This window comes from Arthrobacter sp. K410C (assembly GCF_059090105.1).
In genome coordinates this window covers 65,220-91,232 of record NZ_JBNHFJ010000007.1, presented here as the reverse complement: position 1 = coordinate 91,232, position 26,013 = coordinate 65,220, and the positions used below count along the sequence as shown (strand labels likewise).

The 26,013-nt window shown below is 66.7% G+C and carries 28 protein-coding genes and 2 pseudogenes; 14 read left to right on the top strand and 16 right to left on the bottom strand.

Annotated features, from left to right (window positions below):
• Position 1 precedes the first annotated feature (1 nt).
• Positions 2-682, top strand: coding sequence for an SDR family NAD(P)-dependent oxidoreductase (locus AC5RU7_RS12140; RefSeq protein WP_494052516.1), 681 nt, complete (start codon positions 2-4; stop codon positions 680-682).
• Between the two features lie 153 nt (positions 683-835).
• Complete coding sequence (locus AC5RU7_RS12135; protein WP_494052432.1) at positions 836-1,039, top strand: antitoxin MazE-like protein; 204 nt, start codon at positions 836-838, stop codon at positions 1,037-1,039.
• A gap of 65 nt (positions 1,040-1,104) precedes the next feature.
• Here AC5RU7_RS12135 and AC5RU7_RS12130 read toward each other — a convergent pair whose 3' ends face one another.
• From AC5RU7_RS12130 to AC5RU7_RS12110, 5 genes are all read right to left on the bottom strand, one after another.
• The gene (locus AC5RU7_RS12130) at positions 1,105-1,347 is read right to left on the bottom strand and encodes an HNH endonuclease (RefSeq protein ID WP_494052431.1); all 243 of its coding nucleotides are present in this window, start codon (positions 1,345-1,347) and stop codon (positions 1,105-1,107) included.
• 61 nt (positions 1,348-1,408) lie between these two features.
• Positions 1,409-2,233: an alpha/beta hydrolase gene (locus AC5RU7_RS12125; protein ID WP_494052430.1), complete on the bottom strand. Its 825-nt coding sequence runs from the start codon at positions 2,231-2,233 to the stop codon at positions 1,409-1,411.
• A gap of 220 nt (positions 2,234-2,453) precedes the next feature.
• Positions 2,454-2,990 carry a GNAT family N-acetyltransferase gene (locus AC5RU7_RS12120; protein ID WP_494052429.1) on the bottom strand — a complete coding sequence of 179 codons (537 nt, stop codon included), beginning with the start codon at positions 2,988-2,990 and terminating at the stop codon, positions 2,454-2,456.
• The gene (locus AC5RU7_RS12115; protein ID WP_494052428.1) at positions 2,987-3,253 is read right to left on the bottom strand and encodes a type II toxin-antitoxin system TacA family antitoxin; all 267 of its coding nucleotides are present in this window, start codon (positions 3,251-3,253) and stop codon (positions 2,987-2,989) included. Before AC5RU7_RS12115 ends, AC5RU7_RS12120 begins: the two co-directional genes overlap by 4 nt.
• Before the next feature lie 75 nt (positions 3,254-3,328).
• Positions 3,329-4,606 (bottom strand): GAF domain-containing protein, encoded by a 1,278-nt coding sequence (locus AC5RU7_RS12110; RefSeq protein WP_494052427.1) that lies wholly within the window; start codon positions 4,604-4,606, stop codon positions 3,329-3,331.
• Positions 4,607-4,777: 171 nt separating this feature from the next.
• Between AC5RU7_RS12110 and AC5RU7_RS12105 the strand changes: the two genes are divergently transcribed.
• From AC5RU7_RS12105 to AC5RU7_RS12090, 4 genes and pseudogenes are all read left to right on the top strand, one after another.
• Entirely contained in the window at positions 4,778-6,577 is a 1,800-nt protein-coding gene (locus tag AC5RU7_RS12105; protein WP_494052426.1) for an NAD(P)-binding domain-containing protein, read from the top strand.
• Between the two features lie 129 nt (positions 6,578-6,706).
• On the top strand, positions 6,707-7,213 hold the full coding sequence (locus AC5RU7_RS12100) for a hypothetical protein (protein WP_494052425.1): 507 nt from the start codon (positions 6,707-6,709) through the stop codon (positions 7,211-7,213).
• Positions 7,214-7,243: 30 nt separating this feature from the next.
• Positions 7,244-7,747: a hypothetical protein gene (locus AC5RU7_RS12095; protein ID WP_494052424.1), complete on the top strand. Its 504-nt coding sequence runs from the start codon at positions 7,244-7,246 to the stop codon at positions 7,745-7,747.
• Positions 7,744-8,798 (top strand): annotated as a pseudogene (locus AC5RU7_RS12090) (2,3-butanediol dehydrogenase). Before AC5RU7_RS12095 ends, AC5RU7_RS12090 begins: the two are co-directional and overlap by 4 nt.
• A 123-nt stretch (positions 8,799-8,921) precedes the next feature.
• On the opposite strand, the gene AC5RU7_RS12085 reads toward AC5RU7_RS12090, so the two are convergent.
• The 5 genes from AC5RU7_RS12085 to AC5RU7_RS12065 are packed head-to-tail and all read right to left on the bottom strand — an operon-like array spanning position 8,922 to position 14,747.
• Complete coding sequence (locus AC5RU7_RS12085; RefSeq protein WP_494052423.1) at positions 8,922-9,770, bottom strand: sugar phosphate isomerase/epimerase family protein; 849 nt, start codon at positions 9,768-9,770, stop codon at positions 8,922-8,924.
• Between the two features lie 33 nt (positions 9,771-9,803).
• A complete protein-coding gene (locus AC5RU7_RS12080) occupies positions 9,804-11,027 on the bottom strand; it encodes a substrate-binding domain-containing protein (RefSeq protein ID WP_494052422.1) in 1,224 nt (407 codons plus the stop codon).
• Entirely contained in the window at positions 11,027-12,139 is a 1,113-nt protein-coding gene (locus tag AC5RU7_RS12075; protein WP_494052421.1) for an ABC transporter permease, read from the bottom strand. The genes AC5RU7_RS12080 and AC5RU7_RS12075 overlap by 1 nt, the downstream gene beginning before the upstream one ends.
• Positions 12,136-13,173: an ABC transporter permease gene (locus tag AC5RU7_RS12070; protein ID WP_494052420.1), complete on the bottom strand. Its 1,038-nt coding sequence runs from the start codon at positions 13,171-13,173 to the stop codon at positions 12,136-12,138. The genes AC5RU7_RS12075 and AC5RU7_RS12070 overlap by 4 nt, the downstream gene beginning before the upstream one ends.
• Positions 13,170-14,747, bottom strand: coding sequence for a sugar ABC transporter ATP-binding protein (locus AC5RU7_RS12065; protein ID WP_494052515.1), 1,578 nt, complete (start codon positions 14,745-14,747; stop codon positions 13,170-13,172). Before AC5RU7_RS12065 ends, AC5RU7_RS12070 begins: the two co-directional genes overlap by 4 nt.
• Before the next feature lie 205 nt (positions 14,748-14,952).
• Between AC5RU7_RS12065 and AC5RU7_RS12060 the strand changes: the two are divergent.
• Together AC5RU7_RS12060 and AC5RU7_RS12055 are read left to right on the top strand one after the other, a co-directional pair.
• Positions 14,953-15,195, top strand: a pseudogene (locus tag AC5RU7_RS12060) (2,3-butanediol dehydrogenase); the annotation flags it as partial.
• Between the two features lie 76 nt (positions 15,196-15,271).
• Complete coding sequence (locus tag AC5RU7_RS12055) at positions 15,272-16,105, top strand: SAM-dependent methyltransferase (RefSeq protein ID WP_494052419.1); 834 nt, start codon at positions 15,272-15,274, stop codon at positions 16,103-16,105.
• Positions 16,106-16,117: 12 nt separating this feature from the next.
• Here AC5RU7_RS12055 and AC5RU7_RS12050 read toward each other — a convergent pair whose 3' ends face one another.
• Complete coding sequence (locus AC5RU7_RS12050) at positions 16,118-16,468, bottom strand: hypothetical protein (protein ID WP_494052418.1); 351 nt, start codon at positions 16,466-16,468, stop codon at positions 16,118-16,120.
• A gap of 169 nt (positions 16,469-16,637) precedes the next feature.
• On the opposite strand from AC5RU7_RS12050, the gene AC5RU7_RS12045 reads away from it, so the two are divergent.
• Complete coding sequence (locus AC5RU7_RS12045; RefSeq protein WP_494052417.1) at positions 16,638-17,894, top strand: S8 family serine peptidase; 1,257 nt, start codon at positions 16,638-16,640, stop codon at positions 17,892-17,894.
• 22 nt (positions 17,895-17,916) lie between these two features.
• Here the strand turns inward: AC5RU7_RS12045 and AC5RU7_RS12040 are convergent, their stop codons facing one another.
• Together AC5RU7_RS12040 and AC5RU7_RS12035 are read right to left on the bottom strand one after the other, a co-directional pair.
• The gene (locus AC5RU7_RS12040) at positions 17,917-18,123 is read right to left on the bottom strand and encodes a hypothetical protein (protein WP_494052416.1); all 207 of its coding nucleotides are present in this window, start codon (positions 18,121-18,123) and stop codon (positions 17,917-17,919) included.
• Positions 18,124-18,630: 507 nt separating this feature from the next.
• Positions 18,631-18,873: an HNH endonuclease gene (locus AC5RU7_RS12035; protein WP_494052415.1), complete on the bottom strand. Its 243-nt coding sequence runs from the start codon at positions 18,871-18,873 to the stop codon at positions 18,631-18,633.
• Between the two features lie 389 nt (positions 18,874-19,262).
• Between AC5RU7_RS12035 and AC5RU7_RS12030 the strand changes: the two genes are divergently transcribed.
• Both AC5RU7_RS12030 and AC5RU7_RS12025 read left to right on the top strand, forming a co-directional pair.
• The gene (locus AC5RU7_RS12030; protein WP_494052414.1) at positions 19,263-19,790 is read left to right on the top strand and encodes a DUF2087 domain-containing protein; all 528 of its coding nucleotides are present in this window, start codon (positions 19,263-19,265) and stop codon (positions 19,788-19,790) included.
• Between the two features lie 23 nt (positions 19,791-19,813).
• Positions 19,814-20,287 carry a nucleoside deaminase gene (locus tag AC5RU7_RS12025; protein ID WP_494052413.1) on the top strand — a complete coding sequence of 158 codons (474 nt, stop codon included), beginning with the start codon at positions 19,814-19,816 and terminating at the stop codon, positions 20,285-20,287.
• A 27-nt stretch (positions 20,288-20,314) separates the two neighbouring features.
• Here AC5RU7_RS12025 and AC5RU7_RS12020 read toward each other — a convergent pair whose 3' ends face one another.
• From AC5RU7_RS12020 to AC5RU7_RS12010, 3 genes are all read right to left on the bottom strand, one after another.
• Positions 20,315-20,797 carry a DUF4231 domain-containing protein gene (locus AC5RU7_RS12020; RefSeq protein ID WP_494052412.1) on the bottom strand — a complete coding sequence of 161 codons (483 nt, stop codon included), beginning with the start codon at positions 20,795-20,797 and terminating at the stop codon, positions 20,315-20,317.
• Positions 20,798-20,822: 25 nt separating this feature from the next.
• Positions 20,823-21,956, bottom strand: coding sequence for a toll/interleukin-1 receptor domain-containing protein (locus AC5RU7_RS12015; RefSeq protein WP_494052411.1), 1,134 nt, complete (start codon positions 21,954-21,956; stop codon positions 20,823-20,825).
• 108 nt (positions 21,957-22,064) lie between these two features.
• Positions 22,065-23,867, bottom strand: a complete 1,803-nt coding sequence (locus tag AC5RU7_RS12010; protein WP_494052410.1) for a S8 family serine peptidase — start codon at positions 23,865-23,867, stop codon at positions 22,065-22,067.
• Positions 23,868-24,222: 355 nt separating this feature from the next.
• Here AC5RU7_RS12010 and AC5RU7_RS12005 point away from each other — a divergent pair, with 355 nt between their 5' ends.
• The 3 genes from AC5RU7_RS12005 to AC5RU7_RS11995 all read left to right on the top strand — a co-directional run bounded on the left by AC5RU7_RS12005 (position 24,223) and on the right by AC5RU7_RS11995 (position 26,001).
• Positions 24,223-24,426, top strand: a complete 204-nt coding sequence (locus AC5RU7_RS12005) for an antitoxin MazE-like protein (protein WP_494052409.1) — start codon at positions 24,223-24,225, stop codon at positions 24,424-24,426.
• Positions 24,423-24,749 carry a type II toxin-antitoxin system PemK/MazF family toxin gene (locus AC5RU7_RS12000; protein ID WP_494052408.1) on the top strand — a complete coding sequence of 109 codons (327 nt, stop codon included), beginning with the start codon at positions 24,423-24,425 and terminating at the stop codon, positions 24,747-24,749. The genes AC5RU7_RS12005 and AC5RU7_RS12000 overlap by 4 nt, the downstream gene beginning before the upstream one ends.
• A 391-nt stretch (positions 24,750-25,140) precedes the next feature.
• Positions 25,141-26,001 carry a metallophosphoesterase family protein gene (locus AC5RU7_RS11995; protein ID WP_494052407.1) on the top strand — a complete coding sequence of 287 codons (861 nt, stop codon included), beginning with the start codon at positions 25,141-25,143 and terminating at the stop codon, positions 25,999-26,001.
• Positions 26,002-26,013 lie beyond the last annotated feature (12 nt).

Here is a 26,013-nt window from a genome sequence, read left to right as displayed (position 1 = left end):
GATGCCGGCTGAGCAGCATGCGGTGGTCACGGGCTGCAGTTCGGGCATCGGCCTTGCCATAACCCGCCGCCTGCTGGCGGACGGGTGGGCCGTGACGGGATTGAGCCGGACCCCGACATCGCTGGACGGAAAGTTCGAGTGGCTGCGGGCGGACCTGTCCGAGCCCGAGTCCCTGGTGGACGCTGTTGCGGGGCTGCGGCCTGCCGATGCACTGGTGCACGCAGCCGGGTTCCAGCGGACCGCCCACCTGGGTTCTCTTGACCCGTCCGCACTGGCGGGGATGTTCGCGGTCCATGTGGCGGCCGCATCCGTGCTGGCCAACGCCCTAGTGCCGTCCATGCCCGACGGCGGCCGGATCGTTCTGCTGGGCAGCCGCACCTCCACGGGGATGCCGGGCAAAAGCCACTACGCCGCGACGAAGGCCGCGCTCATGGGACTCGGCCGGACCTGGGCGCAGGAGCTCGCGCCGCGCGGGATCACCGTCAACGTGCTGTCGCCGGGCCCCACCGACACCCCGATGCTGAAGGACCCCGGCCGCGCCGCAACCCCGGTCAAGATGCCGGCGCTGGGAGCCCTGGTGGAGCCGGAGGACGTAGCCGCCCTGGCCGCGTTCCTGCTGGGCCCGCACGGCAAGTCCATCACCGGCCAAAACTACGTCATCTGCGGAGGCGCTTCCCTCTAATCCGACGCCTCATCACTTCCTGCCCCTTTTCCCCAAACCCCCTGTCACCTAACGCCGCTTTTCCGGAGACGCCCTATCACCTCCTGCAGGTTTTTCGGCGACGCTCTCGCACTTCCCAAGTGCCGGCCAAGCCGTTACATGTAACGATGGATCATGAGTGTCAGGGATCGCGCTGCACGGCGCCGGATTGCTATGCGTGAGCGTGGCCTCCGGCAGATTCAGATGTGGGTGCCGGACACTCGTACTGAGGAGTTCAAGCGTGAAGCGCCGCGGCAGGCACTGGCTGTTGCTGCCGCGGACCGTGCGCGGGACGACCAGGACTTCATCGAGGAGATTTCGGAAGACTGGCCGGAGTGAACCGTCCGCCGCGCCAACCTTGGGCAGCGGACAGGACAAGTTGATGCCAAGACGATGTCGGCGGGCTACGGAAGCGGCTGCCTCTCACCGACGGCCACGGCACCGTCAAGCGGGACGTAGGTGAGGCCTCGCCGCTCCAACCGCATTTGTTGCCCGGGAGCAGGGATCCGTGCGCCTTTGGCTCGGTTGCACCGGCTGCAGGCGGCAACGAAATTTTGAAGGCTGGTGGATCCGCCCTTGGACCAGGGATAGAAGTGGTCGGCGTGCTCGGCCGCACGGGAGCACCGGCGGCCAAAACCCGTCTCCATCTCACATACGCCGCCGGCCCGCGCCATCCCTGCGCGGCGCTGTACTCGGCGTCCTGAGCCATCACGGGCACCCGGTCGCCCCGCCGCGGCGAGCCACATCGATGAGGGCACCGACGAGTTCGGGACCCATCGCCAGTGCTGCATCGTTGTGGTTCGCCGCCGCTACCTCCACCTCGATGACGTCGTTTCCAGCGTCCCGGGCCGCCTGAGCCACGTCCCGGCTCTGCTGTGCGGGCACGATGGTGTCCGCGCTCCCGTAGACCACGGCCGTGGGGATGCCCGCTCGCACTACGTTCTCGCGTACCGGGTAGTGATCGCGAAGCATCCAGCCCACCGGCACACCGTAGGCTGCCCGGCCGACGTCGGCGAGCGAGGTAAAAGGTGAGCGCAGCAGCATCGCGGCCGGAGGGTGCTCGGTGGCGAGCTCCGTGACCACCCCGGCGCCAATGCTCTCCCCGAAATAGACGAGCGCGCCCGCCGGTACTGCTGCCGCACCTGTCAGGAACTCGCGAGCGGCGCGGACATCGCGCGCGAGACCTTCCTCGGACGGGTACCCGGGATTCGCCGCGTAACCGCGATAGTCGAAGAGCAGCACGCCGAACCCGAGTTCGCTGATCGCTCGTCCCAGCCCTGCCCGATAAGCCCGGTTGCCGCCGTTGCCCGGTGCGACGAGCACGGTCGCGCGGCAGCCGGCTGAGGCTGGCAAGTACCACGCGCCGAGCTCAAGGCCGTCACTCGTCGTGAGCGCGACTTCCTTGGCTCCGGGTAACAGCTCGGCGGCCGGGCGTGGCTGGCGGCGATCGGGAAAATAAACGAGTGTGCGTTGGAAGAACCATGCCATGCCAATCAGGAGCCCGACGACGATGAACACGGTCGCGAGCGGCATGATCCATCGCACCGCTAACTTTTGCGCCACCGTCTTATGATCGCAGAGCGGTTCGCGCCCGCACACGTCACGATCCCTCTGCTTATCAGCGCCGACGCTTCCGGGGATCAAGCGCTGGGCTGTGCAGATCGGGCATTGGCAGCACGCCCCAGGCCGTCCGACTATCTTGTGGCTACCCGCGTGCTGGGCCGGTCTGGCCGGAGAACTTGTCCGACGGACGCTACTCGGCAGGCCCCAGGTACTTCCTGGCCGTTGCCACCTTCATGTACATCCGCAGATTGCTCCTACCGGTGGCAGCAAAGCCGTGGCGTCCGTACCATTCGACCAGCCCGGCGTTGTCCGCATCGACCACAATGATCTGGCCACCGCCTATCTCTGAGGCACGGATGATCGTCTCCAGGGCTGCCCGCAGCAACTGCGAGCCCCACTGGTTTAAGTGATCGCCGCGCTTGGTGCGGTCGAGGGCCAGCTTGGCCAAGAGCCAGCCTGGTGCACTGCGGAGCGCTTTCCGCTGGAGTGGCTTCGGCATATCATCGCGAATTACGAGGGTGGGGCAGATTGCGAAGTACCCCATAACGTGCGCCTGAGTGCCAGGCGCTTCCTCCAGAAACAGGTAGACCATGCTCGCCCCGGCCTCGACCGACTGCAGGGCATGGTCCGTCAGCCACTGGTTGTAGGCCGGTTCGCCGCAGTCAAAAGCCCCCAGATCATACCCGGGGGTGAGCCTGGCGATGCGGAGCGACGATTCGCCAGTCACCCGATCAGTCGGGGAAGTTTGGCCAGTGCCGCAAGTCCCTCGGACTCGTCGGGGGTATCGAGGGAAGCCATCATCACGTCGAAGACCTCCGGGGCCATCAGCGTCATGTCCGCCCGCGAGACAACCTTCTGGGCAGCCTGCCGTGCGGCGTCGGCCACGAACGCGGATTTGGTCACGTGGAGCAATTCGGCCGCCTCCGTGATCAAAGCGTCAGTGCTCTCGTCCGTGCGCAACTCAAGCCGGCGTGATTTTGTATTAGGCATAGAAACCTCCAGCAACAACTGTACGGCACTTGTACGGTTGCTGCTAGTTTCTCGGCTTGGCGCGCTGACCCGAGTTCAATTACTGCAATCGGCCAGGAACGACAGGTAGCGTGCATCGCCCCGGCCAACTAGCCTGCCCAGAGCCTCCACGGCCTCGAAGTCCGAAGCACCCATGTCCGTGGACAGCCATCTGATAAGCAGCTCGGCATCGCCGCTGGTCCGCACGGCCGATCCCATAGCAAGGTCCAGCCGGTCCCGAAGCAGCTGCACTGCCAGAACACCGGACCGGCTGAGCAAGGGAGCGGTGTACGCCTCCAGCGCCTCGGCAACGCGCCCCTCGCGCAGCAGCCGCAGCACCCGCCCCGAATCCGAGCACCCGGCCAGGGCAGCAGCAAGCCGGTAGGGGTTCGACTCCACTGCATCGCCCAGCATCGACCGCACCCGGAACATTTCCGTCCGGATGGCCTGGGGTGTTCCCGCATCGCCGTGGAGTTCGTACGCCAGCTCCTCGGCGCTCCACCCCTGCGACCGCGAGTCCAGCAGCGCCAGGATCTCCGCCCGGCGCAGCGTCAGCGGCACCCTGCTCCCGTCGGCAAACACCGCCGCTGGTTTATCACCCAGCAGTTCCAGCGACGAAACCGCAACACCAGGGCTGACACCCTGCCGGGACTCACGCGCGGAAGACGACGCACCCAAGAAGGCGCCGCCGTCGGACGTTCCCAGCAGTGACTCCGCCACCCGGACCGCGCACCGGACCATCCGCAAGGTGTCCGCGCTGATCGTGTCCAGCGGCCCGGAGACGTCCAGGATACCCAGCAACGCGCCCGTCAAAGGGTCCGTGATGGGCGCCGCCGTGCAGGCCCAGTCGTGGTGGGTGCGGACCAGGTGCTCGGCGGAGAACAGCTGCACCGGCCCGCCGGTGACCAGCGCCTCGCTGATGGCGTTGGTGCCGATCCCCGCCTCGGACCAGTCCGCGCCTTCGGAGAACTCCAGCCGGTCCGCCCGGCGCAGCGCCTCCCGGCTGCCCACCCGCCACAGGATCTCGCCGGTCGCGTCGGTGAGCACCAGCAGGTGCCGGCCGGAACTCGAATCGTCGGCCAGCAGGTCCTGCAGCGCCGGCATCACCCGCTGCAGCCGGTGCTCCCGCCGCAGCTGCAGCACCTCGGACGGATCGTGCAGGTGCCGCGGGCTGTGCTGGTCCGGGCTGATGCCCAGCGCCATGGACCGGCGCCACGACTCCGCCAGCGGCACGGGGATCTCCGGGCGCGGGACACCGGAGATGACCAGCTCGTGCGCGCGGCGCAGGGCACGCGCGTACTTCGCCGGTTCCGAGAACCTCAGGCCGTAGTCCACCGTCTCCTCCTCACCGCCGGCGTCCTTGCCGGCAGTGCCCGTGTAACGCGCTTGTTACCCCCGCCGCGTTCCAATAGTGATGCAGCTCACGCCCGACCCAGCATACCGCAGGGACCCCGGCGGACCGGAGCCGCCCGCACCACCTGAGGAACCGCACACAAAGGAGTGGAGATGACCGAAACACCCACCGCCGCCGCGCAGGCCTGGCTGGCCAGCCTGGACGGCGCACTGCAGCGCCGCGACGTGGACGCCGCGCTGGACCTCTTCGAGGACGACAGCTACTGGCGCGACTTCGTGGCGTTCACCTGGAACCTGAAAACGCTGGAGGGCAAGGCGGAGATCCGCCGGATGCTCCAGACCACGCTGGACCACGTGCAGCCGGCCAACTGGGCGCTCGCCGAGGACGCCACCGGCAGCGCCGCCGCCGACGGGACCGTGGAAGCCTGGATCACGTTCGAGACCGGCGCCGCCCGCGGCTACGGCCACCTCCGGCTCCGGAACGGCAAATGCTGGACGCTGCTGACCACCATGCAGGAGCTGAAGGGCTTCGAGGAGAAGAAGGGCCCGCGCCGCGAGCAGGGCGTGGCACACGAAATCATCCGCGGCCGCCGCTCCTGGAAGGAACTCAAGGAGGAGCAGGAGGCGCGGCTCGGCTACGAGGAGCAGCCCTACTGCGTGATCATCGGTGGCGGGCAGGGCGGCATCGGCCTCGCGGCGCGGCTGCGGCGGCTGGGCGTGCCCACCATCGTGGTCGAGAAAAACCAGAACCCGGGCGACTCCTGGCGCAACCGCTACAAGTCCCTGCACCTGCACGACCCCGTCTGGTACGACCACCTGCCCTACCTGAAGTTCCCGGACGACTGGCCCGTCTTCGCCGCCAAGGACAAGATCGGCGACTGGCTGGAGCACTACACCCGGATCATGGAGCTGAACTACTGGTCCGGCACCGAGTGCGTGGGCGCGGAGTACGACGACGGCGCGCAGGAATGGGCGGTCAGCGTCCTCCGGAACGGGTCGCCTGTAACCCTCCGGCCAAAGCAGCTCGTCTTCGCGCTGGGCGTCTCCGGCTACCCGAACATCCCGGCGTTCGACGGCGCACAGTCCTTCCTGGGGGAGCAGCGGCACTCCTCACAACACCCCGGCGGCGGGAACTGGACCGGGAAGAAGGCGGTGGTGATCGGCTCCAACAACTCCGCGCACGATATCTGCGCGGACCTCTGGGAGCACGGCGCCGACGTCACCATGGTGCAGCGCTCCTCCACGCACATCGCCCGCAGCGAGTCATTGATGGACCTGGCGCTGGGGGACCTGTACTCGGAGAAGGCGCTGGCTGCCGGGGTGACCACGGAGAAGGCCGACCTGCTCTTTGCCTCGCTGCCCATGCGCATCCTGCCCGAGGCGCAGGTTCCCGTCTATCAGGAGATGGCGAAGCGGGACGCGGAGTTCTACTCGCAGCTGGAGGCCGCCGGGTTCGAGCTGGACTTCGGCGTGGACGGGTCCGGCCTGTTCCTCAAGTACCTGCGGCGCGGCTCCGGCTACTACATCGACGTCGGCGCCTCCCAGCTGATCATCGACGGCCGGGTGAAGCTGAAGTCCGGCCAGGTTTCCAAGATCACCGGCAATGCCGTGGTGATGGACGACGGCACCGAGCTGGAGGCCGACCTGATCGTCTACGCCACCGGGTACGGCTCCATGAACGGCTGGCTGGCGGACCTGGTTTCGCCCGAAATCGCGGACCGCGTCGGCAAGTGCTGGGGCTACGGCTCGGACACGCCAAAAGACCCTGGTCCGTGGGAGGGGGAGCTGCGCAATATGTGGAAACCAACCAATGTCCCCAACCTCTGGATCCACGGCGGCAACCTGCACCAGAGCCGGCACTACTCCTCCTACCTGGCGCTGCAGCTCAAGGCACGGATGGAGGGGCTGGAGACGCCGGTGTACGAACTGCAGCCCAGCCACCACACCCGCTGAACGGCTGGTTAGGGCCCGCGGGTGAGCCTGTCAGGAACAGGAGCTGGATCTGGGCATTCCGCCCATGCAATGCCATTCTGGAGACGGTCATCTGGAGAAGAGTCTCTAAAACGCTTGGGGGAGCAAAGAATGACACATAAACGGCGCTGGCAGCTGGCCGCCTTCTGCACCTTGGTGGTGGCGGTGACGCCCTACGTCCTGATCAAGATTGCATGGCTGGCCGGCTCGGACTTCGGCATGAGGGCGCGTAGCGGCGTCGGCGAGATGGGAACCATGCGCTTCGTCACCGGGAACATCATCACCATCGGCATGGACGTCCTGGCGGTGGTGCTCGGATTGGCGCTGATCCAGCCGTGGGGGCGGCGCGTCCCCGGGTGGCTGGTCTTCATCGTTGCCGGCGGCGCCACCGGGCTGCTGGCCCCGATCCTTCTCGGGCTCCCGCTGGGCAGCCTGCTGCAGTTGGCAGTGGAAGGCAATGTCAGTTCTGGAGGCGAGGGAAACCTCGAGGGCTGGACGTTCGCGATCATCTACGGCGGGTTCGGCCTGATGGCCCTCGCCCTTGCGTTCCTTTTGGCGCTGTACGCGGAGGACAGGTGGGGGACGGTTCTTGCCGCCGGAGTGCGTCCTCCCCGATAGGCCTGGGTCAGGGGCATCGCGGGTATTGGCATGCTCAGCTTTGCCGCCGCCATGCTCTCCTGGGGCGTTGTCGGTCCGGGAACCAGCGGGCCGCTCGGCATGGACGCGATCGCACAACGCACCGTCCTGGTCGTCACCGGTATCGCCGCGCTTGGAGGGTTCCTGGCGCCGCTCCTCCTCGGGGGATCGGCATCGCGCGCCCGTGTGGCGGCGCTGGCCACGTGGGTGGGATGCGCCACCACCGCGCTGCAGGGTCCCGCTGGGCTCCTGCTGGCGCAGGGCGGCGCCGTGACGCCGCTGGCCGCGGTGGTCGCCGCCGTCGGAACCCCCGCCGCAGCGCTCTACGGCGTCTCGGTGCTAGCCAACACCCGGCGCGCCGCGGCCGCTGAATTCCCAACAGACCCAGCCAAAGGTCCCTACAGGCCAGGCATACCCGGCCCGGGGATATTCGCGGCCGGGCCGCCGCCGTCGCAGGGGCCCGAGGGCTCTGAAGATCACGTTCACAGAATGAACAGAATGAAAGGATCATCATGAAGGCAGCACGTTTCCACGGCCGCGAGGACGTCCGGATCGAGGACATCCCGGAACCGGAGCTCCGCGCCGGGGCGGTGAAGATCGACGTCGCGTGGTGCGGCGTCTGCGGCAGCGACCTGCACGAGTATCTGGAGGGGCCCATCTTTGTCCCCGCCCGCGGGCACCCGCACCCGCTGTCCCACGAGGACGCGCCGATCACCATGGGCACGAGTTCTCCGGGACCGTGTCTGAGATCGGCGAAGGGGTAGAGGGGCTCGCGGTGGGGGACAACGTCGTCGTCGAACCCTACTTCGTGGACGGCACCTGCGACATGTGCCAGGCGGGCAGCTACCACCTGTGCCGGCAGATGGGCTTCATCGGACTCTCCGGCGGCGGCGGGGGCCTGAGCGCGACGATTGTGGTGGACCGGCGGTGGGTGCACCCCATCGGCGACATTCCTCTGGACGAGGCCGCCCTGATCGAGCCGCTGTCCGTGGCCCACCATGCGGTGGAGCGCAGCGGCGTGAAGGCGGGCGATACCGCGCTGGTGGGCGGCTCGGGGCCGATCGGGCTGCTGACCGCCGCTGTCCTCAAGGGCCTGGGCGTGACCACCATCGTCAGCGAGCTGTCCCAGGCCCGGAAGGAGAAGGCCACCTCCGCCGGGGTGGCGGACCAGGTGCTGGACCCGAGCCGGGAGGACGTCCCGGCGCGGGTGCTGGAGCTCACCGGCGGGCGCGGGGCCGACGTCGCGTTCGAGTGCGCCGGCGTGAACGCCGTACTGGACACCATGCTCGACGCCGTCCGGCCCGGGGGAGTGGTGGTGAACGTGGCCATCTGGGGTGCGCCGGCCACCGTGGACATGCAGAAGCTGGTGCTCAAGGAGATCGACCTACGCGGCACCATCGCCTACGTCCGCGACCACCCCGCCGTAATCCGGATGGTGCAGGAGGGCAGGGTGAACCTCAAGCCCTTCATCACCGGCCGGATCGCGCTGGAGGACCTCGTGGAGCAGGGCTTCGACACCCTCATCAACCACAAGGACACGGCGGTGAAGGTGCTGGTGCACCCGTAGGGGTGCGACGACGGCGGGAGGCAAGTCCCGCCGTCGTCGTTCCAGCCTTTCCTGCTGGCCTGGCAACGGAATCCCGGCGCTCTTGGCCGGTTGCACCTGGCGCACGCCGCGACCGCAAAACGGTCATAGGCCGCGCAGGAAAGCCAGGCCTCTGGCGGCCAACTCGTCCTGGTCCGGGGCCAGCGGCCGCCAGATTGAGGCCGCCACGGCAATCGCGGCATTGTCCGCAGTGAAACTTTCAATGTTCAACGGGCCGCTGTAGCCCACCTCGTCCAGGGCGTGCAAGAAGCCTTCCCAGTCGGTCTGGTCACCCCCGGGGGCGCCGCGATCGTTCCCGCAAACCTGCACGTGAACCACGTGTTCGCCGGCCGCCCGGACCGCGGCGGCCAGCGAACGCTCTTCGATGTGCAGGTGGTAGCTGTCCAGAGCCAGCCCGACGCCGTTGCCCAGCAACGGCTCCAGCGCCTCCAGCGCCTGGTCCACCGTGTTGATCAGGGATGTCTCATACCGGTTCAGCGGTTCAATGCCCAGCACCACGCCCGCTTCCCGGGCCCGGGCCGCCACCGGTTCCAGGTTGTGGCGCAGTTCGGCGTAGGCCTCCCGACGCTGCCCGGGCGACATCCGCCAGACCCGGCCGGTCTGGGCGTAGAACGGACCGCACACAGTGGGCGAACCGATGCTGGCGGCCATGCTGATGCAGTCCATGAGGTAGGCCTGCGTCTTCTCCACGGATGCCGGGGCAGCGGACACGAGGTCCCGCCCCGGCGCCATGGCACCGACAAGAAACGGTGTCAGCCCCGTGGACTCCAGGCACTCACGGACCGCGGCGGGCGTGAAGTCGCCGGCGTTTTCCAGCGGCAGTTCGACGGCGTCAAACCCCATCGCGGCGATCCTCGCCAGGTGTCCGCCCAGGTTGGCGTCGGTCAACGGAGAATCCCAGACCCACGTGCTGATCCCGATAAGACGCCTCACGCTGCTCCCCTCAATGCCGGCCGCAGGGCACTGTCAGGGCATTTGCCGCCTTTGCCAGACGTCCGGGTAGCCGGGGAGGTCTTCTCCGCCGAACTTTGCGTAGTGCCCGCCGGGCATCCCCTCATTGCGCTGCAGCCAGTCGTCCAGTTCGTCGGCGAGGATGGGCTCTTGCGGGAGAACCCATTCGGCCGGGATCTGCTCACCCTTGAAGATCTTTTCCATGGCCAGCAGCGGGGTCCGCCACTGGAAGTTGGAGTAGACGGGGGCCATGGCATCGATTCCGGTTTCCTTCCACTTGGTCAGGAAGCTCATCTCATCCTCACCGGTCATCACCGGCAGGTCCTTCCCTGCATCCTCAAAGGCCTCGAGGGCAGCCACCGCACCGTCTCCGGCGTCCATCCAAACGCCCTGGACGTCACCGGTGGCGAGTTCATCGGAGATGATTTTCTTGATCTCGGTGGGGTCCGCTCCGGTGAAGTAGTCCCTGGCCTGGATCCCCTTTTCCTCGAAGATCTTCTTTGCCGCAGCCCAGCGGTGTTCCAGCACGTCCACGCCGGGAAGGATGCGGAGGGCCACCACCTTGTCGCCGGACTCCAGCCTGTCGGCCAGGAACGTGGCGGTGTCTATGCCCCAAGCAAAGCCGCCGATCGGGTGGATGAACGTGGTGGCGCAGTCGGTTTCCACGCCGCGGTCAAACACCACCACAGGCTTGCCGGTCTCGCAGGCACGTTCCACGGCCTGGGTCAGTGCCGCCGTCGAGTTGGGCGATATGACGAACCCATCACAGTTTCCCTCGTCGATGAAGTAGTCGATGTCCGCGATCTGCGTGTTGTCGTTGTCCTTGGCATCCCGGGTTTCCATCTCGGAAATGACCCCCGCGTCCTGCAGGACCTTGAGTTGCTGGTTCATGGTGATCCAGCCGGTCTGGCGCCACGGGTTCGAGATGGAGGCGTTGGCGAAGCAGACCTTCTTTGGTCCGGATGAGGCGAACTTCGCGGTGTCCGTCATGTCCCCGGCAATGTACTGCAGATAGGGCTGTTCCGCGTCCCCTTCGAAGGTCGCCGATCGTTGCTCAAACTGGTCATCGTACAGCTCCTGGTCAAACCAGTCCTGGCTGGCCGGACTGGTTGCTGCGGGCGAGCCGTCGCCCGGCGCCGTCGTTTCGGTAACCGACGGATCCGTGGTGGTGCAGGCTGTCAGCACCACCAGCGGCAACGCCGCCCCAAATGCGATCGTGCGGAGAGGGTGTTTGCGCATCAGAATCGATTTCCTCCTTGTTCGGTGCCCTCGTGGGGCATGGGTGCTGCACTTAGCCGGTGCCGTTCTTCATGGGCAGCGGAAGTGGCTCCCTTGCGTTTGCGCTGCCATGACTTGGACGCTGCTGCCACAGCGATGATGATGATGACCCCCTGGACCGTGTCCCGCCAGGTGGCCTGGACACCCATGAAGTTCAGGAGGGTAAACAGCGCCTCGAGGGCGAACGCGCCCGCCGCCGCGGACAGGACCCAGCCGCGTCCGCCTCCCAGCACCACGCCACCGAGCACGACGGCGGTGATCGCCGTGAACTCGTAGCCCCGCCCCACCGACGGGTGGACCCCCGCATAGCCCACCAGCAGGATGCCGGCCACGGTGGCCGACAGCGACGAGATGATGAAGGCCCGTGTCCGCACCCACCAGACGCGGGAACCGGACAGTTCGGCAGCCCTTGGATTGTCTCCGACGGCGATGAGCATGCGGCCAAAGGGGCGGCGCATCAGGACCACGGCCAGGATGGCCACCGCCGTCAGGATAATGACCGGGTAGGGAATGATGTCCAGGACCGGGACATCCTGGATACCGCCGCGCCCGATCTGGCGGAAGCTATCCGCCGGGTTCCCCTGGGCAGCGCCGCCGGTCCAGTAGAGGACCAGTCCGAGCAGGGCCAGCATCATGCCCAGCGTCACAATGAAGCTGGGCACCTTCAGCAGCGTTGTGATCAGTCCGTTCACCAGCCCGATGAAGGCACCGAGCACAAACATAAGGACCAGGACCGGTATCACCCTGGAATCGTCCTGCCGGATGAGGTTGCCGGCGACGATGACCTGCATGGTCACCACCGATCCCATCGACAGGTCGAATTCGCCGCCGACAATCACGAAGTACTGGCCGACGGCGGCGATGGCGATCGGGGCTGTCCTGCCGGTGAACCGGATGAAGGAGCCCGGCTCCCCGAAGGAGGGATTCAACGCGATGATGGCGGCCAGGAGACCGATCAACAGGATAAAAACGGCGCCGCCCGGAGTGCGCACGGCCCGCAGGAGCCGTTCGGAACGGCTGGCACGGTTCTGCCGGAGGACTGTGCTGCGCCCGGAGGGGAGTGCCGTGCTCATGGCCGCTCCGCGGATACAGCCTGCGCCGCAGGCGCTTCATTGGAGTCCTTCGAGCTGAACCGCTCCGGTCTGTTCACGATCCTGCGCCGGGCATACACGGCGACGGCGACCACAATCACCACGCCCCTGACCACGTCCTTGAGGAAGGGGTTAATCTGCATGACGGACATGATGTTGTCCAGCATGGCGAAAATGAGGACGCCGCCGAGGGTGCCGGTGATGCTCCCTTTGCCGCCGGCCAGCAGGGTGCCGCCGAGGACCACCGCGGCGATGGAGAGCAGGTCGTAGCCGCCCTGGGACCCTACCGTCGGGCTGCCCACGCCCAGCCGGCTGGCGAGGAGCAGCCCCGCCATTCCTGCCAGCACCGAGCAGATCACATGAGCCGCGATGACCGGCACATCGACGCGTATTCCGGAGGTCCGGGCGACAGAAATGTCGCCGCCGACGGCGTAGAGGTGGTGGCCCATCCGCGTGCGGTGGAGCAGCAGCATGGCCAGGCCCGCGCAGGCCAGCATAATGATGGTCGAGATGGGAACAGGCCCCAGGCCGGTCGCCCCGATCAGCCGGAACGAGAGCGGGGTCTGTCCAAAGCTGCCCTTGAAATTTGTGGCGAGGTAGCCGCTGATGATCAGGCCCATGCCCAGGGTGGCGATGAACCCGTGCACATTGAGCCGGGCCACGATCAGCCCGTTAGCCAGGCCGATGACCGCCGCGGCACCCAGCGTGAGCAGCACGCCGGGCAGGACGTTGCCCGGGTTGTTGGCCATCACCCCGGCGGCAATAAGGCTGGCCAGGCTGGTGACATAGGGAACCGAGAGGTCCAGGCTGCCGGCCAGGATGACCAGCGTCTGTCCGATGGCTATGAAACCCAGGACACTGGTTCCGGTCAGGATGCTGGAGATGTTGCCTTGGCTGAAGAAATTCCGCCCCACTGTGCTGACAAGAACGGCACCGACGATCAGCGTCAGCAGCGCCACCAGGTAGACGATCTGGGTGGAGGACAGGCGCTCGATTAGGCTGGCCCGTTGTTTCATGTTCCTCCTCCGGGTGCGGTCCTGGCGCCGGTTCCCAGCTGCAGGATGGCTTCCTCCGATGCCCCGGCCGGGAGCTCGCCGGCGAGGCGCCCGTCGCGCATGACCAGGATGCGGTCGGACATGCCGATGACCTCAGGCAATTCGCTCGAGACCATCAGGATGGCTTTGCCTTCGGCTGCCAGCTTGCGCATCAGCCGGTACACTGCCACTTTGGCTCCCACGTCTATGCCGCGGGTCGGTTCATCCAGCAGGACCAGGCGGGGGCTGATGGCCAGCCACTTGGCAAGGACCACTTTCTGCTGGTTCCCGCCGGAGAGATATTGCACCTCCTGGTCCAGGTCCCGGGCCACGACCTCAAGGGAGGAGAACACGCCAGGGATCTCGGTCCGGACAGCTTGGGTGCGGCGCGGGAAGACCGATCTGATAACGGTCAGCGCGTTGTTCAGGATGGATTGATTAAGGCTCAGGCCCTCGGCTTTGCGGTCTTCCGTGATGAGGGCCATGCGCGCCCGGACGCCCTCCCGCGTCGACTTGGGAAGGACGTCCCGGCCCTCCACCTTCATGGTGCCGCGGGTAAAGGGGGCGGCGCCGAAAATGGCGTGCAGCAGTTCAGTCCGGCCGGAGCCCTGAAGACCGGCCACTCCCACAATCTCACCCGGTTGGACGCTGAAGCGGATTCCGTCCAGCTGGCCGTTTCCGGCATCGTGCAGCTCGAGCATGGGCTTTGCGGGGACGCCGGCACCGCTGTCCGTCTCCGGCAGTTTGTCAGGGAAGAAGGCTGAAATGGGCCTGCCAACCATCAGCCGGACCAGCTTTGTATCGTCGAGTTCCGAGGCGGGGCCGGTGCTGACCACGCGGCCGTCCTTCAGGACGGTGATGACGTCGCACAGGTCGAAGAGTTCCCGAAGCCGGTGGGACACATAGAGGATGCCCGTTCCACGTTCCCGGAGGCGGGACACGATCTGGTAGAGGAGCTCAACTTCGGCGCCGGCCAGTGCGGCGGTGGGCTCGTCCATGGAAACGATCCGGGCGTCGTAGCTGACAGCCTTCGCAATCTCCACCACCTGCTGCTCAGCGACGGTCAGGCTCCGCACCTGCGCGGTGGGCCGGATGGCGGTGATCCCGAGCGACTCCAGCAACTCCGCCGTTTTGGCATTCATCAGCGCCTTGTTGACTAGGACTCCGCGGCGGGGCTCCCGGCCCAGGTAGATGTTCTCCGCCACGGTCCGGTCAGGAAGGAGATTGAACTCCTGGAATACCGAGGAAAGCCCGGCTTCGTGGGCCTTTGTGGGGTGGCTGAAACTGACTTCCTGGCCCTCCAGAAGCACCGTTCCCGCATCCGGCTGGTAGACCCCCGCAAGGACTTTCATCAGGGTGGACTTTCCGGCGCCGTTTTCGCCAACGAGCCCGTGGACCTGGCTCCGGTGAAGGGTAAGGTGGGCGTCTTCCAGCACGGGGATCCCGAAGAAACTTTTGGTCAGTCCACGGACTTCCAGGAGTGGCGGCGGGGCCGCGGAACCTTGAGGGAGCCCACCGCGGACTGACGCCGCGCCAGTCCGTTCGTGGTTCTCCATCGGTTCGCCCACGCCTAACTGTTACAGGGCGGGTTCTGTTCCGTCAAGGGATAAGCGATTGCTTACTACTAAGGCCGATTGGCAGCGTTTTGGCTGTTGAGGGGCGGGGCGGCCCGCAATGAGAAGGCCGGCGTTCAACGGGGTTGCGGGTCACGTGCTGGACCAGTCAGGAGAACGCCGCGGCCCGGGGGAGTGGTGCGAACGTGCCGTCTGGGGTGCGCCGGCCACCGTGGACATGCAGAAGTTGGTGCTCAAGGAGATCGACCTGCGCGGCAGCATCGCCTACGTCCGTGACCATCCCGCGGTGATCAGGATGGTGCAGGAGGGCACGGTGGACCTCAAGCCGTTCAGCACCGGCCGGATCGCGCTGGAGGACCTGGTGGAGCAGGGCTTCGACACCCTCATCAACCACAAGGACACAGCGGTGAAGGTGCTGGTGCACCCGTGAGGCACGACGACGGCGGGCGGCGAGTGCCGCCGTCGTACCCTTCCTGCGGTAGGGAGCGCCGTTGTAGGGTCAGGGCGTGATAGTCCCCGATATCTCCCAGGACGCCGTGGCGGTGGCGGATCACTACGACGAGCTCGATCCCGTGTATCGCCGGGTGTGGGGGGACCATGTCCATCACGGGCTGTGGGCGACGGGTTCCGAGACGCCGGGCGAGGCCGTCGAGGCGCTGGCAGACAATGTCGGCGACCGGCTGCGCCTTCTGCCCGGCCAGTCGTGCGTGGACATCGGCTGCGGCTATGGCGCCACTGCCAGGCGGCTCGCGGCGAAACACAGGGTCAGCGTCACCGGCTTCACGCTTTCCACCGAGCAGGCCCGCTACGCTGCCGCTTATCCCGTACCGGACGTCGACATCCATGTCCGCGACTGGCTGGTCAACGGCCTGGCCAATGCTTCCGTTGATGCGGCCTGGGCGATCGAGTCCAGCGAGCATATGGTCGACAAGCCGGAATTCTTCGCCGAGGCGCACCGCGTGCTCGCGCCCGGCGGCCGCCTGGTGGTCTGTGCGTGGCTCGCCGACGCTGGTGCCAGTGGCTGGAAGGTCCGGCACCTGCTGGAGCCCATCTGCCGCGAAGGGCGGCTGCCGTCGATGGGCACGCGCGAGGAGTATGAGGCGATGGCAACGGCGGCGGGCTTTGCGGTCACCGGCTATGAGGACGTTAGCCGCCGGGTTGCCCGGACATGGTCCATCTGCGCCGGCCGGCTGTTGAAGGCCCTGCTTGTCGATCGCGAGACCCGCCGCGTCGCCCTTGGCGCACGCAACCGCAGCACCGTTATGAGCATTCCTCGCATGATCCTGGCCTACCGCACCGGTGCCATGCGCTACGGGATCTTTACACTGACCAAGGCCTAGGTGGGCAGCCTTCTATCCGGCGTTCCTGTCCCCAGCTAGACCTTCTTTGAGCCAGAGGGTGTCGTCCTCCACCCGGTCCAGTTCATCCGCTGCAAAGTAGGCGTGGCCCGTCAGGAGGCCGGATTTGTCGACTTCCACATAACCGATCCGCAGCAACCTCTCCGCGGTATGGTGGGGCAACTTTGAATTCGCAGCAAAAGTCGCAATCCCGGTGTTAACCAGGCCCCCTGTTTCCGGGTCGGTCTGCCCTTGCGCGGTAATCGCCTCCGGATCACCCATTCTCAGGTCTTTGACCTTGCCGACCTTTTTCCCATCAGACGCCACGACATGCATTCCTTCACGCACCTTTTCGATGACCTCCATGGCTCCTCCTTCGGGCCGCAACCAATGGGGATAACAGCCAGTGTAGGACTGCCGGCGCGCCAGTGTTAGAGGGGGAAATGGGCTGGTGCAGGGGCCTGTCCTTGCTGGCCAGCGGCGAGACGTTTTGAGGGGGCCTTCCCCCTATGCAACCGGCGCCCGGGCGCGGAAGATGACCCTTATGAAAAAGCTCGTGCTGGCTGGCTTTGCCGCTGTTGTCATGGTTGTTGGCACCCTGTTGGGCGCCGTCGTCCCGGCCGGTGCCGCGCCCGACCCCGCCATTACGGCGGGGCAGATCCTCGTAAAGTTCCGCGACGGCGGCGCGGCCGCGGGCGTGCTGCGACAGCACGGACTCACTGACGGTCCCGGGGTCGGCAGCACCGGCGCACGCGTCATCACCGTACCGGCCGGGAAGGAGCTTCAGCTCATCGAAGCCCTGAGCAGGAACCCGGTGGTTGAATATGCCGAACCGGACTACGTGGTCACGCCGGCCTCAAACGACACCTACTTCAAAGACCAGTACGCATTGCAGAACAATGGGCAACCATTCACCAACACGGCCGGCACCATCGAGATAGCTGCCGGCACGGTGGATGCAGACGTCGACGCGGTCGAAGCGTGGAAGATCACCACCGGCAACGGCATCAAAGTGGCTGTCCTCGATTCCGGCGTCGCCACCGACAACCCCGACATCAATCCGAAGGTCGTTGCACGGGCCAACTTCACCACTTCGAGAAACAACGAGGACAACTACGGCCACGGCACGCACGTTGCCGGCATCGTTGCCGCGACGGCAGATAACGGCATTGGTGTCGCCGGCGTGTGCTCAGGCTGCACCATTCTTGCCGGCAAAGTCCTTAGCGACTCCGGGATGGGGTCCAGCTCAGGTCTCGCGAACGGCATCAACTGGGCGGTCAAGAGTGGCGCGAAGGTCATCAACATGAGCCTTGCTGTGGGATCTTCAACCACTCTGCAAACTGCGGTCAATAACGCCTGGAACGCGAACGTCCTGCTCGTTGCTGCAGCCGGCAACGGAGGTAACACCACCATGATGTATCCGGGCGCGTACGCCAACGTCATTGGCGTGGGGGCGACCAACAACGAGGACAAGAAGGCGTCGTTCTCCACCTATGGCCCCTGGGTGGATGTTGCAGCGCCGGGGGTTAGCGTCTACTCCACGTTCCCCAACCACAGGTTTGTTATTGCCCGGGAGTACAACCGTTCTCAGGGTTATGACATCGGCAGCGGCACGTCGATGTCTTCGCCCATTGTTGCTGCAGTTGCCGCGCTCGCCTGGAGCGCCAACCCCGGCGCGAGCAACTCGGTAGTCCGAGCCAAGGTCGAATCCACCACGGACCCCGTTGGCGCAATTGGGACTGACTGGGCACATGGTCGCGTGAACGCAGAGCGCGCCGCGACGTGGCCTTAGGCCCCGGAGCGCTCTGTTACAGTCAGGCTCCATGACGGAACTTTGCCCCGACACTGCCCGCACCGTCGGTTTCCTCCACACGGCGGAGGTCCACGTGGCAACGTTCGAGGCGCTGGCCCGGGAGCTTCTGCCCTCCGCCGCCGCTGTCCACCGCGTGGATCCCGAGGCACTCGAGCTTGCCCGGCAGGACACGACGCCGGAGGGCGTGCGGGCCGTCGTCGCCGACCACCTCGCGGCACTCCGCGGAGACGGGTGTGGGGTGGTCCTCTGCACCTGCTCCACGCTGGGCGGGATCGCGGAGGAACTATCGGGGGACGGCGTGAAGGTCATCCGGATCGACCGGCCGATGCTCCGCCGGGCCGTGACCCTCGGACCGCGGGTCGGCGTCCTGGTGGCCCTCACCAGCACCGTTGGACCAACCACCCGCCTCCTCGCCGAGGAGGCTGCGGAAGTGGGAAGGGACATCACCGTCGAGGTCAGCGTGGTCGAAGGTGCGTGGGACGCTTTCCTGGCCGGCGATTCGGATGCTTATCACGCAAGCATCGCCAAGGCGGCGCGTGCGCTCGCAGGCCGTTGCGACGTCGTCGTCCTCGCCCAGGCCAGCATGGAACCTGCTGCCGCCCTCCTGGCCGGATTGGAAATGTCTGTCCTCACGAGCCCGCGCTCCGCGGTCGAAGAGGTCGCGGCCGTCTTCCGTGAACCCACGTTCGGCCTTACGCACGCGGATGTAGCGCGGTCAGGGGAGCGGCTGCCGTTCGCCGACGCTGACGAAAGCGTCGGACGCGACGTAGTCCCGCCGTCGTCGTTCAAGCCGTTGCTGCTGGCCCGGCGACGGGATCCGGGCGCGTTTGGCCCGGTTGCACCGGGCGCAGGCGGCGACGAAGTTCTGAAGACTGGTGGATCCGCCTTTGGACCACGGATAGAAGTGGTCGCCGTGCTCGGCGGGGCGGTTGCACCGCCGGCCGAACCCGGTTTCCAATTGCCACGATGCCGAGCGCGACGGCGGCGACGCCGGGCAGTGAAGCCGCAGCGACGACGCCGCTGACCAGATTGCCCAGAACCTCCCCGACGGTGGAAGGTCCCGTGCCGGCAACAGGTGCGGCTTTCGGCATGAGCGCGTTCATCACGGCGACGGCGAGCCAGACCACCACGGCTGAGTAGGCCAGGCGAAGGCCCTGGCGAGTCCAGTAGATGCGGCTAAGTTCCTGCATGTATTTCCCCCATTTCAGTTCACTGGAGGCGCGCGGCCTGCCAATCTAGGGGAATCGTATAGGCGGGACGTAGGCTGCTGTCCCAGCTTTAGCTCAGTTTTCGCCGAGCTTACGGCCACGCGGGATTGGCCTGCCGGCTCGGCTGCAGCCATGGGAGGTGGCTTTGAACGGAGTCTCTGGTCTGAGCGGACCGCACTGGCGCAGGGTTATGGCGGCGCTTGCGAAGCAGGATGCCCGGACCGCGTATGCCCAGATTGTGCTCGGCGAGGATGTCCTCCCGGGGCTGAAGGAACAGCGGCGTTCGAAGGCGGTCGGTGCCCTGCTTGAGGCGGGCCTGGTCGAGTGGTCCGGGAACAAGGGCCTTGAGGCCACGGACGCGGTCTTTCGGGATCTCCTGTCGCAGCACCCGAAGCGCCAGCCGAAGACCGGGGTGGACCGCTTCCTGCGGCTTGGCCGGATCGACCGGTACCCGGCCAGCCCCGCCGACCGGCGTGAGCTTCTGGCGTGGGTGGTGGGCCAGGCCATCCGGCCTGGGGAGGACCTGACCGAGCGGCAGGTGAACGAGCGGCTCCTGAACTACACGGACGACGTCGTGTTGTTGCGCAGGTATCTCGTCGACTTCGAGCTGTTGGAGAGGACGGCGTCGGGGTCCTCGTACCGGCGGCCAGCCGACGAGCCTGCGTAAAGACCGCATGCGAGAATGACGCCATGACCCACGAACAGCACCACTTCACCGCGCCGCAAGCCACCGCCGACTCCGGGTTTGAAGCCGCCTACCAGGCCGCGCAGAAGAGCCTGGCCGAAGGCGGTATCCCGATCGGAGCCGCTCTCGCCCGCGACGGCATGATCGTGGCAAGGGGGCATAACGAACGGGTCCAGAATGCAGATCCGATCGCGCACGGGGAAATGTCCGCGCTCCGTGCCGCCGGCCGGCAGAAAAGCTACCGGGACACCACGCTCTACACCACCCTGGCCCCTTGTGCCATGTGCGCCGGGACCATCATCCAGTTCAAGATTCCCCGCGTGGTGGTGGGGGAGGCAAGGACGTTCGACGGCGAACTCGAGCTTCTGCGGTCACGCGGGGTTGAGGTGGTGGTCCTGGATGATGAGCGGTGCGTGGACATGATGCGGGGTTTCCAGTCCGCCCACCCTGAACTCTGGGCGGAGGACATCGCCGAGTAGGTTCACGCGGATCGCATGACCCGCGGCCTAACCCTCTTCCGAACCCTTCGGCGCCTGCTGCTGGCTGGTGGTCCACTTGGCGTGCTCCTGGGAGATCAGGCCCTCGATCCGCTCCGCCAGCTGCCGGTGCCGGTCAGCGCCGAGGTAGGGTCCGGCCTTGGCCAGGTACAGGTAGCGCTCGTGCTTGAGGGCCTCCGCGGTGGAGCGGTACGTGATCCAGCGCTCCTGGAACTGGTAGAGGTGCTGGGCGCCTTCCAGGACCACGATGACGGCGGCCAGCGCGCCGGTCGCGAGGGCCGGGCTTCCGATGCCGGCCACCACCGGCAGTGCCGCCGCGACAGCCAGCTCCAGGAGCTTCAGCCATTTGTAGCGCCGCTGGTTGTCCCCGCTCCTGCTGTCGTACCAGCTGATCTGGTCCTCCAGCCGGTCCCACGTGGGATCCGCCGTGGCAGGCGGAGGGACGGCCTTGATCCTCCGCGCCCGCACGGGTCCTTCCTCACCGCGCTCCATCCGCTTCCCCTTCAATCGACGCCGGCTATTCGGCCAGGACGAAGAACTCCTGCCACCTGTCAGGGCAGAAGCGTTCCCCGGCCAGCACATAGCAGGGCCAGATTGTCCACGAGCCGGCGCTGTCGATCAGGACCCGGCCCTGGGTGTTGACGGTTTCGCCGGGCTCGAGGACCTTCCCTTCGTTCATGTCCTCGGTATCCCGGTGTTCGTCAGCGGGGTCCCGGACCCCCACAAACGTGTACTCCAGCTCCAGCCGCTGGTCGGTCGTGTTCGTCAGGGCATAGCTCACCGTGACGGTGTCACCCACGCGGGGAGACTCGGGATCGCGCCGGCTTGCCGCCTGCAGCCCCGTCAGGCGCAGCCCGTCCTCGCTGGTCACCGGCGAGGAGTCGATTTCGATCCCGCCCCCGGCCTGGACCGGCGCTCCGCCGCCGGAGTTGGCATCCGGCGACGATCTCGGCTGCAGGTTCGCCACGAGAAGGACCACCAGCAGGACCACGACGACGGCGGCCGCCCCGGCCAGGACCAGCGCCCGCGTGGGGAGGCGCCGGCGCTGCCTGTCCCCGAGTTGGGGCGCGGCCGGAACCGGCATGGGCGCCTCCTGGTCCAAGACGGCGGTGGCAGCGTTTCCCGCCCCGGCCGCCATCCCGCCGTCGTCCTGGTTTCTCCGCACCTCCGCAAGGGTGGTGTCCAGGACCTTGAACAGCCGGCTGGTATCGAACTCGAAGCGCGCAGGGCTGAACTCCAGGGCCTGCCGGCGCGTTAACCGTGCCAGGCTCTCCGGCAGCTCATCGGCCCGCGGCATCCTCGCCTTGTCCACCAGGATGGGGATCACCCGGACGTTGCGGGTCAGGGCGGCCTGGACCTCGAGGCGCACAAAATCGTCAGGATCGTCGAGCCGGCGCCGGCCATGCTCATCAGCAATGGTGAGCCACTCATCGCCGATCAGCACGAGCACCACGTCGCAGGACCCGACGGCCCTGGTGATCGCCTCCACGAAGTCGTCGCCCAACTGGATGGAATCGACGTCCTTGAAGACCTGCCCGCCGCCGTACCGGTCAGCCAGCCGGTCGTACAGCCAGCCTGCCGGGTACGCAGTCTCTTCCCGCCGGTAGCTGATGAAGATCCGGCCCGTAGCATTCGGGGGAGAATCTGCCATTGCCCACGCCCTTATGACCGAGCCAGACCCCCGAGGGTATTACACCGCCGGGGGCGTTACTGGCGCGTTACCGCCGGGCGGAGCGTCCCCCAGCCGGTTGGCAGGGCGTCAGCTGATGGCGGTCATGACGTTCCAGCCGTCGCCGACTTTGATGCGCCAGCCGAAGAGGCCGTTGCCGGTGCCGGGGTAGGTCCACAGGGTGCCGTTGGAGTCGCGGGCGACCAGGTCGGGTTTGCCGTCGCTGGTGAGGTCGCCGGCGGCGCTGATGGCGGTCATGACGTTCCAGCCGTCGCCGACTTTGATGCGCCAGCCGAAGAGGCCGTTGCCGGTGCCGGGGTAGGTCCAGAGGGTGCCGTTGGAGTCACGGGCCACGAGGTCCGGCAGGCCGTCGCCGGTCAGGTCCCCGGCGGCGCTGATGGATGTCATGACGTTCCAGCCGTCGCCGACTTTGATGCGCCAGCTGAAGAGGCCGTTGCCGGTGCCGGGGTAGGTCCAGAGGGTGCCGTTGGAGTCACGGGCGACGAGGTCGGGTTTGCCGTCGCTGGTGAGGTCGCCGGCGGCGCTGATGGCGGTCATGACATTCCAGCCGTCACCTACTGCGACGCGCCAGCCGAACAGGCCCGTGCCCGTGCCCGGGTAGGTCCACAGTGTTCCGCCGGAGTCACGGGCCAGAAGATCCGACTTCCCGTCTCCCGTGAAATCCCTTGCAGCCGGGAACGGGGCAGGCACCGGGCCGATGTTGAGCAGGCGGTTCGGAGTACCGGCCGAGGCATTGGTGATGACGCCGAGAGTGGCTGTGGAGGAGAGCTCGGCCGTCACCTCCGCCGGCGTGGCTTCGGGAATCCTGGACAGAATAACGGCCGCAGCACCGGCAGCGTGGGGAGCTGCCATGGAAGTCCCGCTCACGGTGGCCGCCGCGGTGGTGGATGAATGGATGGCAGAGGTGATGCCAACACCGGGCGCATACAGGTCAACGCAGCTGGCGTGGTTCGAGAAGGTGGCCTGCCGGTCGGAGGAATCGCTTGCTGTGACAGTAAGTGCTTCGGGCACCCGCGCCGGGGAACTGGTGCAGGCGTCCGCTGCGGAATTTCCGGCGGCCACCACAGCCGTGATCCCGTCGGAAATGACTCCCTGGACGGCAGTGTCCACCATGGTGCTGGCGGGACCGCCGAGGCTCAGGTTGGCCACCGCGGGAGACCCGGCGGGGTGGTGGGCAACGATCCAGTCGAGGCCGGCCACGATGTCGGACATGTAGCCGTTGCCGTTGCAGTCGAGAACCCGGACCGGCACGACGGTTGCGGCCTTGGCAACCCCGTAGGTCTGGCCGGCGACAATTCCGGCAACATGGGTGCCGTGGCCGTTGCAGTCGCTGCTGCCCCGGCCGTCCTCAACAGCAGTCCAGCCTGCCGCCACCCGGCCCCCGAACTCCTGGTGCTGGGCGAGGACACCGGAATCTATGACGTACGCATTGACGCCTGCCCCGGAGGACGGAGGCGTGAAGGTGCCGGAGAGCGGAAGAATGCTTTGGTCCACCCTGTCCAGGCCCCACGGGGGCGATTGCTGGGTATCGAAGACCTGGACCGGCTCATCCGGTTCGACGGCGGTCACGCGGGGCGAGCGGGCCAGGGCGGCTGCCTGTGCTTTGGTGGCTGTCACCGCGGCTCCCCGGACCGCTGCGGAGAAGGTCCTTCCGACCTGGACGCCATTGGATCGCAGGGACGCGGCCTCCTGGGCGACGTCGGTACCTTTGCTGAAGCTGACAAGGTACCGGCCGCTTTCTGCGGGCCGGGGCACCACAGGTTTCTCCGCCGTCGGGATGGATGCGGCGGCGGGCTGGGCTGCCAGCGCCACCGCGGCAACGGCCGCCAGCACCGCGCCACGAGAGCTTCCAAATCGCTGAGGGAATGACATTGGGATCTCCTAAGAACCGATGCGTCCTGGGGTGAACAGGCGCGCATGCTTTCGCAGGCTGTGCCCGGCCGGGCCAGGAAAAACTTGTCCCTGGCCACGCCCTCTGTCTATTCCCCCCAGCAGCTCCGGCTGAGCCCGGAGCCTGTGCCGCAGCGCAAGGCCCCCTCCCCAGAAACCAACACTGCGAACCCGGCAATCTTAACAAGGCCGGCCCGCGGGGCACTACCCGGGAGTGCTGGCTTTACCGCCGTTCAGTCCGAGGCCCTCCGACCTTCAGCGGTTTTCCCCCCTCACCCTCTCGCAGGTACTGCTTCTTCCCCGCCCTTCCTCCAGCGTTACATGCAACCATTGGCTTATGAGCGCCAGGGATCGCGTTGCCGGCCACCGCATCGCCATGCGGGAGCGGGGTTTCCGGCAGATACAGATGTGGGTTCCTGACGCGCGCACGGAGGAGTTCAAGCACGAGGCGCAGCGCCAGGCGCGGGCGGTCGCCGCGTCAGACCGCGCCGGCGACGACCAGGACTTCATCGAACAGATATCGGAAGCCTGGCCGGAGTGAACCGTGGTGAGCTGTGGACCGTGTCCGGCGGAACTTATGCACAGAAGCCGGGCCCGGCACTCATCGTCCAGGACGACCTTTTTACCGCGTCGGAGTCGGTGACACTCCTCCCGCTGACCTCATTCCTGACGGATGCCCCACTGCTCCGATTGACCGTAAACCCCAGTCCGCTGACGGGGCTGGAACGCATCAGCCAGATCAGGGTGGACAAGCTCACCACAGTCCGCCGCGCCAATCTCGGGCAGCGAATCGGCCGGATCGATTCAGAAACCATGGTTTCCGTGGAGCAGTCCCTCGCGGTCTTTCTCGGTCTGGCCCGCTGACCTTAGCGAAACGGCGGGGAGCCGGCTCCTGACGCTGGCCTCCCGCCGTCGTCGTGCCCCGTTTGCGTAACTTTTCGCTGGGCCTACCCACCCGGTCCGCGCCCTCTCAGGCTCAGCAACGCTTTGGCCACAAAAGTCACGCATTCTTGCCCACGCTTGACAGCCTGTCCGGAGCTTACGAGGATCAGAGTGCCGGCGTAGCCGGCAAGTGGTCCGGGTGTCGAAGGGTTATTGGATGGGGTCAGCACTTCCTCGTGGCAGATGCTTCCGGGGTGCGGCCACAGCCCTCGCAGCCGTCCTGGCAATAACCGTTTCGGGCTGCACCGGCGATCCAGAGCCGCCCCCGCCAACTACAGCACCGGTTGATGTGCGTATCGCTGCTGTAGGTGACATGAACGGCGAGGAGAACATCGACCCGGAGAGTCCCTCAGGCCGGAACGCCGCGGCGATCACCGAACTGGTGGAGAACAACGAGATCGACGCATTCCTGGGGCTCGGCGACTTCCAGTACGACACCGCCTACTGCGAAGACCTGGTGGATTTCTGGACCCCCCTTTGGGGTGGGACGATGAGCAAGCTGTACTGGGTGACGGGCCCCAACCATGACTGGGAACCGGGCCGGAACGAGGACCTGGACAACTTCATGAACGGCCAGTGCCCGGGCTCCACCGCGAAGGCTGCGATCAACCAGGAGCTGGGGTTCATCGGGAACGGGAAGGCGTATTCGAAGGAATTCGGGAACTGGCACTTCGCCTTCCTGCCGTCCGGGCAGTGGCGGTACAACCCCCGGGAGGCCCGGGCGCTGACGAGGTGGCTGGACCGGGACCTCGCTGCCGCCAAGGAGGATGGCAAGCACCTGGCCGTGGTGCATCACGAGCCGTACTTCACGTCGGACACGGAGGCGCATGAGCGGGCCGATGACCACAAGCCTTGGATCGACGTGATGTGGGAGCACCGGGTCCGCCTGACCCTGTCCGGGTCGCAGCACAACTACGAGCGTTCCTGTGCCGTGAACAACAGGGACCGGTGTGACGACGACGGGATCACAGCGTTCCAGGTGTCCACGGGCGGCATCGAACTCCGGCCCTTCACCAGCAGCCCGCGGTACATTGAGAAACGGTTCAGCGACACCCACGGGTTCCTCCGGCTGACGCTGCGGACCGACGGGTCCTTCGACTGGAACTTCGTCCCGACAACCGGGGAGAGTACGGACGAAGGGTCGCGTCCGGCACCGGAGCCGGACGACAACTAGGGCGTGTCTCCT